This window comes from Carnobacterium divergens (assembly GCF_900258435.1).
Classification (GTDB): domain Bacteria; phylum Bacillota; class Bacilli; order Lactobacillales; family Carnobacteriaceae; genus Carnobacterium; species Carnobacterium divergens_A.
Genome location: NZ_LT984411.1, coordinates 33,478 through 47,195 on the forward strand (window position 1 = coordinate 33,478; position 13,718 = coordinate 47,195).

General features: G+C 36.0%; 10 protein-coding genes and 1 pseudogene. 4 read left to right on the plus strand and 7 right to left on the minus strand.

The window, feature by feature from the left end; translation table 11 throughout:
• Positions 1-36: 36 nt before the first annotated feature.
• From CDIMF43_RS00215 to CDIMF43_RS00230, 5 genes are all read right to left on the minus strand, one after another.
• Positions 37-2,076: a DNA topoisomerase 3 gene (locus CDIMF43_RS00215; RefSeq protein WP_233218263.1), complete on the minus strand. Its 2,040-nt coding sequence runs from the start codon at positions 2,074-2,076 to the stop codon at positions 37-39.
• The gene (locus tag CDIMF43_RS00220; RefSeq protein ID WP_109840866.1) at positions 2,076-2,693 is read right to left on the minus strand and encodes a recombinase family protein; all 618 of its coding nucleotides are present in this window, start codon (positions 2,691-2,693) and stop codon (positions 2,076-2,078) included. Before CDIMF43_RS00220 ends, CDIMF43_RS00215 begins: the two co-directional genes overlap by 1 nt.
• Positions 2,694-2,706: 13 nt before the next feature.
• Positions 2,707-2,877, minus strand: a complete 171-nt coding sequence (locus CDIMF43_RS13665) for a hypothetical protein (protein WP_167554801.1) — start codon at positions 2,875-2,877, stop codon at positions 2,707-2,709.
• 346 nt (positions 2,878-3,223) lie between these two features.
• Positions 3,224-4,717 carry a primase C-terminal domain-containing protein gene (locus CDIMF43_RS00225; protein ID WP_109840867.1) on the minus strand — a complete coding sequence of 498 codons (1,494 nt, stop codon included), beginning with the start codon at positions 4,715-4,717 and terminating at the stop codon, positions 3,224-3,226.
• Positions 4,718-5,160: 443 nt separating this feature from the next.
• Positions 5,161-5,385, minus strand: coding sequence for a helix-turn-helix domain-containing protein (locus tag CDIMF43_RS00230; RefSeq protein WP_109840868.1), 225 nt, complete (start codon positions 5,383-5,385; stop codon positions 5,161-5,163).
• A 746-nt stretch (positions 5,386-6,131) separates the two neighbouring features.
• Between CDIMF43_RS00230 and CDIMF43_RS00235 the strand changes: the two genes are divergently transcribed.
• Positions 6,132-6,995: a ParA family protein gene (locus CDIMF43_RS00235; protein WP_109840869.1), complete on the plus strand. Its 864-nt coding sequence runs from the start codon at positions 6,132-6,134 to the stop codon at positions 6,993-6,995.
• A 6-nt stretch (positions 6,996-7,001) separates the two neighbouring features.
• Positions 7,002-7,577, plus strand: coding sequence for a hypothetical protein (locus tag CDIMF43_RS00240; protein WP_109840870.1), 576 nt, complete (start codon positions 7,002-7,004; stop codon positions 7,575-7,577).
• Positions 7,578-7,977: 400 nt separating this feature from the next.
• Here CDIMF43_RS00240 and glpK read toward each other — a convergent pair whose 3' ends face one another.
• Together glpK and CDIMF43_RS00250 are read right to left on the minus strand one after the other, a co-directional pair.
• Complete coding sequence (gene glpK, locus CDIMF43_RS00245) at positions 7,978-9,483, minus strand: glycerol kinase GlpK (protein WP_233218264.1); 1,506 nt, start codon at positions 9,481-9,483, stop codon at positions 7,978-7,980.
• A gap of 81 nt (positions 9,484-9,564) precedes the next feature.
• Positions 9,565-10,113 carry a TetR/AcrR family transcriptional regulator C-terminal domain-containing protein gene (locus CDIMF43_RS00250; RefSeq protein ID WP_109840872.1) on the minus strand — a complete coding sequence of 183 codons (549 nt, stop codon included), beginning with the start codon at positions 10,111-10,113 and terminating at the stop codon, positions 9,565-9,567.
• Positions 10,114-10,326: 213 nt separating this feature from the next.
• On the opposite strand from CDIMF43_RS00250, the gene CDIMF43_RS00255 reads away from it, so the two are divergent.
• Positions 10,327-11,496, plus strand: a complete 1,170-nt coding sequence (locus tag CDIMF43_RS00255) for an iron-containing alcohol dehydrogenase (protein WP_104888792.1) — start codon at positions 10,327-10,329, stop codon at positions 11,494-11,496.
• 294 nt (positions 11,497-11,790) lie between these two features.
• Positions 11,791-13,497: pseudogene (gene dhaK / locus CDIMF43_RS13760) on the plus strand (dihydroxyacetone kinase subunit DhaK).
• The last annotated feature ends 221 nt before the right edge of the window (positions 13,498-13,718 follow it).

The following is a 13,718-nucleotide window of genomic DNA, read 5'->3' on the forward strand; positions in this document are numbered from 1 at the left end:
AAAAAATAGAAGATATAAAAAACGAAAGCTAAGTTGTTAATCCAACCTAGCTTTCGTTTTTATACCGCAACTTTTCGTAAAGATGTTCCATTGACCCCCTAAAGTAAACTTACATTCAGGATAATTTGAACAACCATAAAACGATTTTTTTAATACAATATTGTTGCCACACTTAGGACATTTTCCTACAATACTTTTTTCTGCTTCTTTTTCTTTCTGTTCCTGGTAATCAGAAAAATTTAGTTTTTCTATATCGTTAGGTACAGCTTCCAGTAAATGAACAATGAATTTTTTGATATTCGTAATAAAGTTCTCTTGATTGCCTTCTCTTTTACCGATTTTTTTTAAATACGTTTCCCATTTAGCCGTCATTTCAGCACTCGTTAAAAGGTGCTGACTTTCAACTGCCTGGCACAATAATTTTCCTTTTTCAGTTACAACAAGCTTATTCTTAATCACTTGGATATATTCTTTTTGTTTCAAGGCTTCAATAATGCTTGCTCTTGTCGCTTCTGTTCCAATCCCCTCAACTTCTTGTAAAATCTTGATTGCTTCTTCATCATCAACCGTTTTATTAGCGGTTTTCATAGCAGTTAATAATGTACCCTCTGTAAAAGCTTTTGGCGGTTGCGTTTCTTTTTCAACACTCTTAACACCAACTTCGGCACGTTCGCCAATGATAACGAGTGGTAACGTTTGAACGTCCTCTTTTTCTTCTTTGGTTTGTTGTTTGAAAAGAATTTTCCAACCTTCTTGTTTTGGTGTCTTGCCTATTGATTGAAACAGCAAATCAGCTACTTTCGTTTGTATCTTGGTTTCTTCATACAAGTAATCAGGTAAAAACATGGCAACGGTCGTTTTAACGACTAAAGCATAAATTTTTCGTTGTAAATCGTCCATTTTCGCTAATGCAGATTCGGTAGGTACTTGTTTTGTTGGGATAATGGCGTGGTGTTCCTGTACCTTACTACCGTCCACATAACGCTTTCTAGGCTCTGTTTGAACCATTTCAAGATCAAGTCCTAAAAAACCGCTATATTTGCCAAAATTCGCTTTTAAATAAGCAAATTCGTTCTCTGTAATAAATGGTGTATCTGTTCTTGGATAACTCAATAATTTTGCTTCATACAGTCCTTGCATAGCTTTTAAAGTTTGGCTCGCTGTCGCTTTATAAAGCTGATTGACTTTTGATTGCAAACTACTTAAAGAAAACAAACTTGGACTATTCGTTTTCTTCTCTTTGGTTTGAACATCAGCAATTATCCCCTCTTGATTGCCTATTTTAGCTTGTTTAGAAGAAACAAAAGCTAAAAGCTCCTCTTGGGTTTTAAAACGCTGTGTGGGGCTTAGAACGCCCTTAAATGACCCTTGGTTTACTTTTATACTAGCTTCCACCTCGAAAAAAGGTTCTTTTTTAAAATTCTCTATGGCTTCCTGGCGCTGAAAAATAAGGTATAAGGTGGGCGTTTGAACACGTCCTAGTGAAAATGTACCTTGTACGCCCTTCTGTTGTAAATTTAACGTATACAAAGGGCTTGCGTTCATGCCGATCAACCAATCGGCAATTTGGCGTGTTTGCGCTTCTTGATAAAAGGGATAGTAATTCATTCCAGGTTGCAAATTTTGAAAACCGCTTCGGATCACATCTTTTTCTAAGCTATTGATCCATAGTCTTTTAAATGTTTTATCTTTTGAAAAGGCATTTGCTTTATGGATAATCGACCAGGCGATATTTTCACCTTCTCTGTCGCTATCTGTTGCAACAATAATTGTATTTGCCTTTTTGAGAAGTTCTGCAACAATTTTAAACTGCTTTCCCTTATCTTTTGCAACTTCAAAATCGTATCGATCAGGAAAAATCGGCAAAGATTCAAGTTTCCAATTTTGCCACTTTTCGTCATAATGACCTGGTTCTGCTAATTCGACTAAATGCCCAAAACCAAAGGTGATAAACGTTTCATCTGTAAATAGTGGGTCTTTGATCTCAAAATAACCGTCTTTTTTGGTGCTTTGTTTTAAAGCACTTGCGTAGGCTAATGCCTGGCTTGGTTTTTCAGCTAAAATAACCGTACTCATTAACTATCCCTCTTTTCTTTGTTTTTTCTTTGATCTACTGTCACGTTATATCTTGTACGATACCTTCTAAACGTTCGGCGATTGATTCCAGTTTGTTCTTCCACTTCTTTATCGGAACAACCGTTCAAAAATAAATCAAAAGCATGTTTTAAACGTGGGTCATTTTTTTTAAATTTATGCTGACGACCTTTGAATTTTCCTTTTGACTTAGCTATTTCAATCCCTTGGGCTTGTCGTTCTTTAATACGTTTACGTTCAGATTCAGCCTGATACTTATATAATTCAATCACTAAATTATTAATCAAACGCCTTAAATTTTCATCTTCAATCCCATTCATTGAGGGTAAATTTAAGACTTCCAGGGTTGCCCCCTTAATTTGAATTTGATTCATCAATTCTGTTAATTCTTTATTATTTCGTCCTAATCGATCTAATTCAGTAACAATAACAATATCCCCTTCACGAATATAGTTAAGCATAGCTTGTAATTGTGGGCGTTCGACCGATTGACCGCTTAATTTGTCTGAAAAGACCTTAGAAACGCCCTGTAACGCTTGTAATTGCCGATCTAAGTTCTGTTCTTTGCTACTGACACGTGCATAACCAATTTTAGCCATTTTCAACCAACCTCTAAAATTCTCTCGGTTGCAATAACCAATCAGCTATATCTACTTTTTCAATTTCAAATTGCTTATCAGAAATTGTCTTTTCGTAAGCGATAAAATCTTGCGCATATTGTTGCTCATTAAAAATAGCCACCACTTCGTCATTTTCTGAAACTCGATAAATAAATTTTTTCATTTTACTCCTCCTATTATGCTCAACTTAAATGACCTATTCTCCAAGTCAATTATACTGCTAAAATCATATTAGGACAAATAAGTATACTCTATTGACCTATAAAAGATAGCAACTAAAAAAATCAAGTGTTCGCTACGCTCTCACTGCCCCTCGACGTTTTAGTAGCCTTTCCCTCACTTCGTTCAGTCCAAGCCAACTAAAAGTTTTCGGGCTACTCTCTCCTTCTCCCCCTAATAATTAATTAAAATCTTACTCTGTATATTTCTGCTAATCATTCACTAAACAGCACAGAAAAACAAACACGTATCATAGATATAAATGTAATGGCATAGTGCGGGTTTTATTTTTAGCCCGTATCAAGGCTAAATAAATCAATTTGTTCTGCTGTTTTTGGTCGCTCTGACAGCTGTTTCATCATACTTTGAATAAATGTACCTTCTAAACCAAAAGCTTCTGTGAGGGCTTGTATATAACTTTCTTTTTCTTCTTTTTTTACTTGTATAATGGATAGTAACAGCGTTTTAATGCTGGCAAGCTGAATTCCACCATTTCTTCCTGATTTAATCTTAAAGAAGATTTCTTGATTCGCTTTTAATACCTTCAATAGCTTATCTAGCGTACGTTCAGGAATGCCTAGCGCTTCTCTAATCTCTTTTTTGGTCGTCACTAAATAAGGCTTGTATACATCGCTTTTTTCGCTAATATAAGCCATTAAATCTTCTTTCCATTCTGACAAATGAACACGTTGACGTTCGCTTCTTTTTTTCTTGAATTTAAACCACCCTTGACGGACAAATAAATCTTTACTGGTTAAATCACTTGCTACCCATTCTTTGCAAAGCAAAGTGATATACTCTCGACTAGCAGCTTGATAGTTTTCCGAATAGGCACTCTTAACAAGTTTGATTACTTCTTTTTCTTCCAATGGTTGTTCCAAACGATTGTTAAACTCAAAAAGATTGTACTCGCACGTCTCAATGGAATAACCTGAACTGAAGTACGCTAAAGAAAGAGTAAACATCACGTTGTTCCGTCCTACTAAGCCCTTTTTCCCTTCAAACTTCGTTTCATGTAGTAAGAGTGTGAACCAAGGTTCATCTACTTGTCTTTTCCCTTCAGATCCGCTTAAAACAGTCAAGTTAGGACGAGAAACCCCGTTATTATCCGCTTGCTTGAAAGACCACTCTTGCCACGCTTTGAAAGAATAGCGGTAGCTTGGTTCAAAAAATTCGACATTGTCCGTTCTAGGCATGCGTGCAATTCCAAAATGATTACACGTCATATCGACTGGCAAAGCTTGCCCAAAATACTCTCGAAGATTTTGTGAGATATGTTTGGCTGCTTTGACAGAGCGAAACCCTGATTTTGAAGTCACATAGACTGGAGTTTCTAAAACAAAATATGCTTGATAACCTTTATCAGACTTAAGTATCAGTGTAGGCATAAAGCCTAGATCAATCGCGGTTGTTAATATATCGCTTGAATGGATTGTTTCTTTTGCCGTATGAATATCAAAATCAATAAAGAATGTATTGATTTGTCTCAAGTTGTTTTCAGAATGGCCTTTCGTGTACGATCGCTTTTCGTCCGCATACGTCCCATAGCGATACACGTTGGGTGTCCAGTGTGTGAATGCATCTTGGTTTTCTTGAATGGCTTCTTCAGAAGTTAAAACAACCCCACGACCATGCACCATGCGCTCTTTCGAACGGTACGCAAAAATAGCTCCTTTCTTCCCTGTTTCTTGGCTAGAAGCAAAGGGAAAATGGCTGTTTTTGTATTTGTATTGACGTATACCTGCATGTAAGATACACTCGGGTGCTTGTTTTGCGGTTTTCATTAAGACGCCTCCTTTCTATAAAAAAAGAGAACACAAGCCATCCATCCGTTGATGTGTCCTGTGTTCTCTCATTAGAAAGGGTTAAAAGTGTCTAATTATTCGACAAATACCAATTCATTATCTTGAGTTACTCGCCCAATTATGCTATTATCAATCTAGTATTTGAGGAAACGAGCGTCAACTCGCTTCACTCAAACCAATTAAATAAATTAAAGGTGGATACCCACCGCATAATTTTTATTTGAGACGAGAGTGAACACATACTTTGGATATGTGATTCAGAAAGATAAGCAGCTTCCAACTACTTATTTTTCCGTCTCTCTTTTTTTATTTAATTTTTCGATTTTTTCTAGTTATTACAGGTAGTATATGCTTCTCTTAATGAGAAAGCAAGCAAAAAAGTATTTTTATTGTCCGAACTTTAAAAGTTCTCATGCGGGATTTTAGCTTTCTTGATTCTCTTGTTTGTCTTGAGAATGTTTTGGGATAAACTCAATGGAAACATCTGCATCTAACTTGGCAGCAACCTCTTCCAGCCAAGTGATTGATCCCTTCACTTGCCCTCGTTCTACTCGTGAGTAATGTTCTTGCTTTACACCTAGTTCTTGTGCAAATTCACGTTGAGATTTTTTTCCTCGTTTCATTTTTAAAAATTCACGATACTCCATTACTCAGCCCTCACCTTCACCACTACAATTTCTTTATTAAACAAACCATAACAAAGAACTAAACAAGTTGCAAACGTTTTTCTTACCCAATCTAATTAGTTACTACCTTAATTGCTAATTAGTTACTACCTTAATTGGCAATTAATTACTACCTTAATCCCTAATTAGTTACTACCTTAATTAGTTACTACCTTAATTAGTTTGACTAATTAGTTACTACCTTAATTCCTAATTAGTTACTACCTTGAAAAAAGTAGTACTTAATTCAAATTGTGGTAAATCAGTCGATTTAGTTGATTGCTATTCTATAGGGAACAAAAAAATAGTTCCTAGTTATCTTTTAAAAACCTTATGTAATAGGTATTGTGAGCCCATCTATTCTGATGACTCTTTTTTTTTCAATTTGATACGTATCCACATACTCCTAGAATTAAGGTAGTAGTTAATTGATTTTTTATAATTAGTTACTACCTTAATTGCCGATTTTAGCCTGTTAGTTACTACCTTAATTTGTTACTACCTTAATTTTTTTGACTAGTTAGTTACTACCTTAATTGGCAATTAGTTACTACCTTAATTGCCAATTTTAGCCTATTAGTTACTACCTTAATTGCCGAAAACGGGTAATTAATTACTACCTTAATTCTAGCGTATTTAACAAATATATTGTGGTAGTAATTAATTAGATTTAATTGTGGTAGTATGTTATTATAGTTGTAACAATTACGAAGACTAGGGGGAACCTTATGGCAGCGAAAAAATATGTCATTGGCAATTTTAAAGGTGGCGTGGGGAAAAGTACCTGTGCACAGATGTTGGGATTTGAAGCAGCGACATTTAAAGAAAAAAAGACCTTGATTATTGACTTAGATATGCAAGGCAATACCTCTGATGTGATGAGTTTAACGCATATGAATTTTACCCTTGAAGAGGGGGGTGGCGACGGGGAGCCGATTGTTTTTGATAAAACGATTGCGGATGTTCTTATGGATACTTCAGGTTCTTATACAGATCCGACTGATGCTATCTATCAAGTTGTAAATAACTTGTATATTCTACCCGCTGATATGTCTTTTGAACTTTATGACGATTGGAGTAAATCGAAGTTTGAGGATTCTTTGGCTATTTTTCAACATATGCGGAGTCGCCTGGAGCCCTTATTTGATCAATTCGATTTAATTTATATCGATGTTCCACCATCTATCTCTGTTTATAGCAAATCCGCTATGTATATCGCTGATTGGGCAATCGTGGTGCTTCAGACACAAGTCAAATCAATGCGAAATGCCATGCAATATTTGGAATATATGGATTTCTTTACTACGCAATTTGACACCAGTTTATACGTGGCAGGCGTCATACCATTTATGCTGGAATCAAGTGATTCAGTGGATAAAGAAATGTATGAGCAAGCAAAAGAAATCTATAGGGAACACTTGATTAAAAATGTTGTCTTAAAAAATGCTCGCTTAAAACGCTATGATGGGTCTGGCATTACCACAGAAAAGACAGTTAAAGGTGACCTCAAGCAGTGGGATAAAAAAGCCCATGAATTATTTATTCGAATTTATGAAGAACTTGAAGAACATGAATCTTGGTTTGGAGAGTGATTGTAGATGGCAGATATAAAAGATTTGGGCATTTTTGGACGAAATAAAGGTCTGGAAAAAATGAAAAAAGATGCAGAGGAAAAGAAACGGTTGGCAGATACTACGGAAAAACCGGAATCAATCCCGGTAACAGAAGAAGCAACACAGGTTACTAAAAAATCCTCTGCTAAAGACGTTCAAAAAAAACGACCTTCTACTCTATCCCAAGGAAAGAAACGGTTAGTGGGTGCACCTGTTCGAAAGTTTGATCGCGTCTATGCAGTAAGAACACCCATCAAGCTTTCGCCATTGCTAAATGCTACGTCACGTATTCTGGTAGAAAAATATGCCACCAATTTTTCTCGTGATGAACTGTTACGTGAAGCACTTAATGAATACATCAAACAAAATCTCTCTCAAGAAGACAAAGTAGACTTATTTAATAGCGTACAATTTGAATTGAACTTATTCAGAAACGCGAAGAAAGAAAATCAAACAGTCCCTGATGTAGATGATAGGGGACAAACAATTCGGACAGTAGAGGAAATAGAAAAAGAAACCGAAGAAGAATTAATCCAAGGGTGGGGGATTCGAAAAAAATGAGGTGGCAAAAAAAGACACTACCTCGAGCTAATTTAGATACTGCCTTAAATATGATGTCACTAGTTGCCTGCTATTGTTGTAACAGAAACGACTGTTAAGCGAATTCAATGCGGTGGAGTGGGGGACACACCACCGCATTGAATACAAACAAACGGCCATTCTATTTAAAATAGAATGGCCGTTTGTTTGTATTTATTTTTGGGTTTAAAAAAAGAGCGTATGGGTGGCGACCCCTAAAAGTTAGAGTTTTTATTATGCAGCTGATTGGAACCTTTTTTCAGCTAGTTATGACCCAGCCTGCTTGATTACGCTTTGTGAGTGCGAACTGAAACTAAAGTGTGCCGGTAAATCCGTATTTAAAAGTACTCAGCGAGAGTATATAACTTTTCTATGAAAATAATTATTTGTGTAATAACTTAGCATAATAGAGTGTTGCTTTAACAGCACTATGCCAACCGTGCAGTCGTTCTTGACGTTCTTTAATACTCATATTAGGCTTAAACTGTTCGTTTGCAGATACTAAAGCAGCAAGTTCGTTTTGATTACGCCAATAACCAACTGCTAAACCAGCAAGGTAAGCAGCCCCTAATCCAGTGGTCTCTAAGCGTTCGGTACGCTCGACTGTTTTTCCGAGAATGTCTGCTTGAAACTGTACTAATAGATTATTTTGTGCAGCTCCACCATCAACGTAAAGGATATCTATTACGATATCAGTATCTAATTCCATTAATTCAATAATATCACTGACTTGATAGGCAAGGGATTCCAAAGTTGCTCGAATCAATTCTCGTCGACTTGTGAATTCATTGATTCCCAGAACAGATCCTCGTGCGCTTGAATCCCAATATGGAGCACCTATTCCTCGAAAGGAAGGGACAACGTAAACTCCGGAATTAGTTTCAGCTTCAAGTGCAAAAATTTCTGAATCCGCTATTGATTCAAATAAATTCAAGCCTTCTTTCAACCATTCAATTGCACTACCTGAAATAAGAGCAGATCCTTCAAGTGCATAAGTTATTTGATTGTCAATCGAATAACCAATTGTGGTGAGTAACCTGTGTTTAGACATTTTCGGTTCAGATCCGGTATTCATGACAATAAAAGTTCCTTGACCATAAGTGCTTTTTACTTGGCCAGGATGAAAGGCTAATTGACCGAATAACGCTGCTTGCTGATTTCCCGCAACGCCAGCAATTGGAATGTTCACTCCATCAAAAATATCTGAATCGGTCAGTCCATAAACATAAGAGCTTGGATAAGTTTCCGGCAACATATTTTTTGGAATATTAAATAGATTTAGTAAGTAATCATCCCATTCCAAGGTGTGAATATTAAATAACATCGTCCGTGATGCATTTGTGTGATCGGTGCAGTGTAATTTCCCATTTGTAAGTTTCCAAATAAGCCAACTATCAACTGTTCCAAAAGCTAATTCTCCACGTTCTGCTCTTTCTTGTGAACCTAATATATGATCGAGGATCCAGCGAATTTTACTAGCAGAGAAGTAGGGACTAAGCACTAATCCAGTTTTTTCATGTATGTAATTTTCAACGTCATCTTGTTTAAATTTGTTAATGATATCTAGTGATTGATTAGAGCTCCACACAATGGCATTGTAAATTGGTTGCCCAGTCTGTCGATCCCATACAATAGATGTTTCGCGTTGATTTGTAATTCCAAGCGCTTTAATTTGATGGAATGATATACAAGACCCCTCCATAACTTTATGAATCACAGTACAGACTGATTGCCAAATCACATTCGGATCTTGTTCCACCCAGCCAGATTGTGGAACAAGTTGTTCAAATTTTTGAGATGCAGTGCCAATATAATTTCCTTGGCGGTCAATAATAATTGCACGAGTTGTTGATGTTCCTTGATCAATAGCTAAAATATATTCTTGCATAACCAATCACTTCCTTCGTAAGCAGTGCATAGTCAATATTTTTCCTTAATATGTTGTAAGTTATATACATAAAAAAGTAATTTAAGGCTGAGTTCTATAGCCAATCACTTGGATAATTATTTTGTGATATATTTCACTATTAAGCTCGCAGCCTCCGAGAACCCAGCGATATAGCATTTCTGACAATCCATAAGCATAAAAGTCAACTGTTGTCTCAATAATAGCTTGGTTGTTATTAGAAATAACGTGTATTCGAAAATAGTCATTCACGACTTTTTTAACAATTTGCCTAATATAATACGCAAAATACTCCTTAAATGAATCGAACTTCATGTTTGAGAAAACCTTCTTATAGTAATTACTGTTTTCTTCAAGATAATTCAATAGATAGAGTAATCCTTCTTGCCACTTTTCCCAAACCGTAAGTGATTGAATTAATTTAGAGGTTTCATATGAAAAAATCCAAGTAATTAAATCGTACTTGTCATCAAAATGATCATAAAAAGTCTGACGGCGGAAATCTGTCTGGTCCATTATATCTGTAATTGATATTTTATCAATATCCTTTTCACGTGCGAGATATTTGAAGGAATAAGCAATGATTTCCTTCGTTGCGTTTTGTCGGTTCATGCTTTTTGACTCCTTCGAAAACGTATTAACTATCATATTATATTATTTTACATTATACATCATCCTTAAAACAATTGAATCGGACAAATGATGTTGTTTGTCTGTTGAGTTGATAGCGCTTACTTGTTAAGATGACTCTAGTTTCAAGGAAGGGAATCATCTGAATTAAGTAAAAAATAAGTAAAAAAAATTTTACAGAACTGAGGAATAAATATGACAAAAGAAAACTATGATTTTATGATGCCTAATGTGAATTTCTTTGGACCTGGGGTAGTTAAAAAGGTCGGAGAAAGAGCAAAAATGTTGAATATGAACAAAGTGTTAATTGTTACAGATAAATTTTTGAGAGAATTGGCTAATGGTCCCGTTAAGCAGGCAGAAGACTCTCTTAAAGCAGCCAATGTTGACTATGTGATTTTTGATGGTGTAGAACCAAATCCAAAAATCCGAAATGTTGAGGATGGAAAGAAACTATATCTTAAAAATCAATGTGATTCAATTATTACAATCGGTGGGGGGTCAGCTCATGACTGTGGAAAAGGAATCGGTATTGTCTTGTCAAATGGAGACGACCTAGCTGCATGTGCAGGGATTGAAACATTGGAATATCCTTTACCACCATTGATGGCTGTAAATACTACGGCTGGAACAGCTTCAGAAGTTACGCGACATGCTGTAATTACAAATGAAAAAACGCACCTAAAATTCGTTGTTGTCTCCTGGCGCAATGTTCCCCTGGTATCATTTAATGATCCAATGCTAATGCTAGATGTCCCGACAGCTTTGACAGCTGCAACAGGTATGGACGCACTGACGCACTGTGTGGAGTCTTATGTATCTGTGAATCGAAATCCTATTACTGATGCTCAAGCAATTCAAGGGATAAAATTAATTGCTAAGTATTTGAGACGTGCAGTAGCTAATGGACATGACATAGAAGCAAGAACAAATATGGCGTATGCTTCAATTTTGGCTGGAATGGCCTTTAATAATGCAGACTTAGGTTATGTTCATGCAATGGCTCATCAATTAGGTGGTCAGTATGATGCTCCTCATGGTGTTTGTTGTGCCGTTTTAATGCCGACTGTTGAAAGATGGAATATTATCAGTAATCCGCAACGGTTTGCTGATATTGCTCAATTCTTAGGTGAAAATATCGAGGGGTTAACAGTGATGGAAGCTGCTGAGAAAGCTATCCAAGCAATGGTTCGTATTTCCGAAGATGTCGGTATTCCAACGAACATTAAATCTCTGGGTGCATTACCTAAAGATTTTGATATGATGGCAGAAAATGCTTTGAAAGATGGGAATGCATTTTCTAATCCTAGGGTCGGTACAAAAGAGGATATTATTAAATTGTACCAACAAGCCTACGATGCGTAAAGGTTAACTTATTTCAGGTATCAGGCTTAAATAAATGTATGAAAGGAGGCTGTAATACAATCATCCTAGCCTCCTTTTATATTTATTTTTACCTATAATTTTATTCAGTATATTAAGTAATACGAGTTCAAAGACTTTCATTTTTGTTGTTTTTTTTAATCATTTTTACAAAAAAGGGAGTTATTAATCAAGTACGCATTCAAATAGAATCTATTTATGCTATGTCATTTCCAACAATTTTTTAAGAAGTATCAGATAAACGAAATAAGAATTAAAAGGAAAAGAGAGCAAATAATGAAAAAAATCATTAACAAAGTTGAAGATATTGTAATAGAAATGTGTGAAGGTATGGTTAAAGCACACCCAGAACAATTAAGTTTCAACAAAAAATATAAACTTATAACAAGAAAAGAGTTAAATAAAAATAAAGTAAGTTTGATTAGCGGTGGAGGTAGTGGCCATGAACCAGCTCATGGTGGATTTGTAGGTAAAGGTATGCTGGACGTTGCAGTTTGTGGAGATGTGTTTGCCTCTCCTTCAACGATACAGGTTTATAATGCAATTACAGAAACTGAATCAAATAAAGGAACACTTTTGATTATAAAGAACTACTCTGGAGACTGCATGAACTTTGATGGAGCTGCAGAAATGGCTGAAGATGATGATATAAAGGTTGAAAAGGTTTATGTAAACGATGATGTAGCAGTAAAAGACAGCCTTTATACCATTGGAAGAAGAGGTGTTGCAGGCACTGTATTTGTTCATAAAATAGCAGGTGCAGCTGCTGAAAAGGGACATGAACTTTTAAAAGTCAAAACTGCAGCAGAAAAAGCGATACAAAATGTAAGATCCATCGGATTTGCTTTTACCTCATGCACTGTTCCAGCAAAAGGATCACCTACATTCACCCTTGGTGACGATGAAATGGAATTTGGTGTAGGAATTCATGGGGAGCCTGGTATAGCGCGTGAAAAAATAGTATCAGCAGATGAACTTGCGGAAAAAATGCTTAATCGAATTATTGTAGATTTGCCTTATGAATCTGGCGACGACATAGCGCTGATGGTAAACGGATTTGGATCGACTCCATTACAAGAATTATATCTTTTAAATAATTCGGTTAACAAAATTTTGGAAAATAAGAATATAAATGTGTACAAAACTTTTGTGGGCAATTATATGACAGCAATTGATATGAGTGGCGCATCAATCTCCCTTATGAAATTAGATGAAGAGCTGAAAGAGTTATTGGATTATCCATCGGATGCTCCTGCTTTTAAGGTATAGATGCTTAGGTGAGATATTCGTGAGTGATAATTAAATAAAGATAGTTCAACTTCTTTGGAGGAATATATAGTGGAAAATTTATCAGTATCAAATGTAGTGAAAATTGTGGATTATATGAGCGATGTAATTATTGAAAATGAAGTTTATTTCTGTGAATTGGATTCGATTGCAGGAGATGGCGATTTCGGGATGTCTGTTGCTAAGGGATTCAAAGTATTAAAGAACGAATGGGAAGAGCTTCCTAAGGAAGATATTGGGGCATTTCTTAAAGCGTGTGGAATGATTATCACCGAGCACTGCGGAGGTGCTTCCGGTCCTATATGGGGTTCGGCTTTTAGAAGTGCAGCAAAATATGCAAAGGGTAAAACAGAATTAAATTTAAAAGAGATTGCAGAACTTTTCCAGTGTGCTGTGGAGGGAATACAGAAACGTGGAGGAGCCAAGCTTGGTGACAAGACGTTGCTTGATGCTTTAATTCCAGCAACTGAGTCCTTGAAACTGAGTGCTGAAAAGGGAGAGCCTTTCGTAGAGGCGGCTAGAAATAGTGCAGAAGAAGCTGTAAAGGGTGCTGAAAAAACAAAAGAAATGATAGCTTCTAAAGGTAGGGCCACTTATGTCGGTGAGCGAAGCATTAATTTTCCGGATGCTGGAGCTACTGCTATCGGGGTTATATTTAACGAAGTAATACAAAAATTTAAAGCAGAAGAAGCATAGTATATTTTTAGTAATCAATGCCATTGAATACATTTCAAATTTTATTGTATTCATTTAATAGGTTCTGTTGCAAAGTTTTAAATAAAGAATAAAATCCCTTACGGTATCTATGATTTAAGCTGTGATTCCCAATAATACCTTGATTTCAGTACAGACCGAAAACCCGAAGAGAGTGCCTTCTTTTCGGGTTTTCTTATATAATCCTCGGATGGCTTCCATGC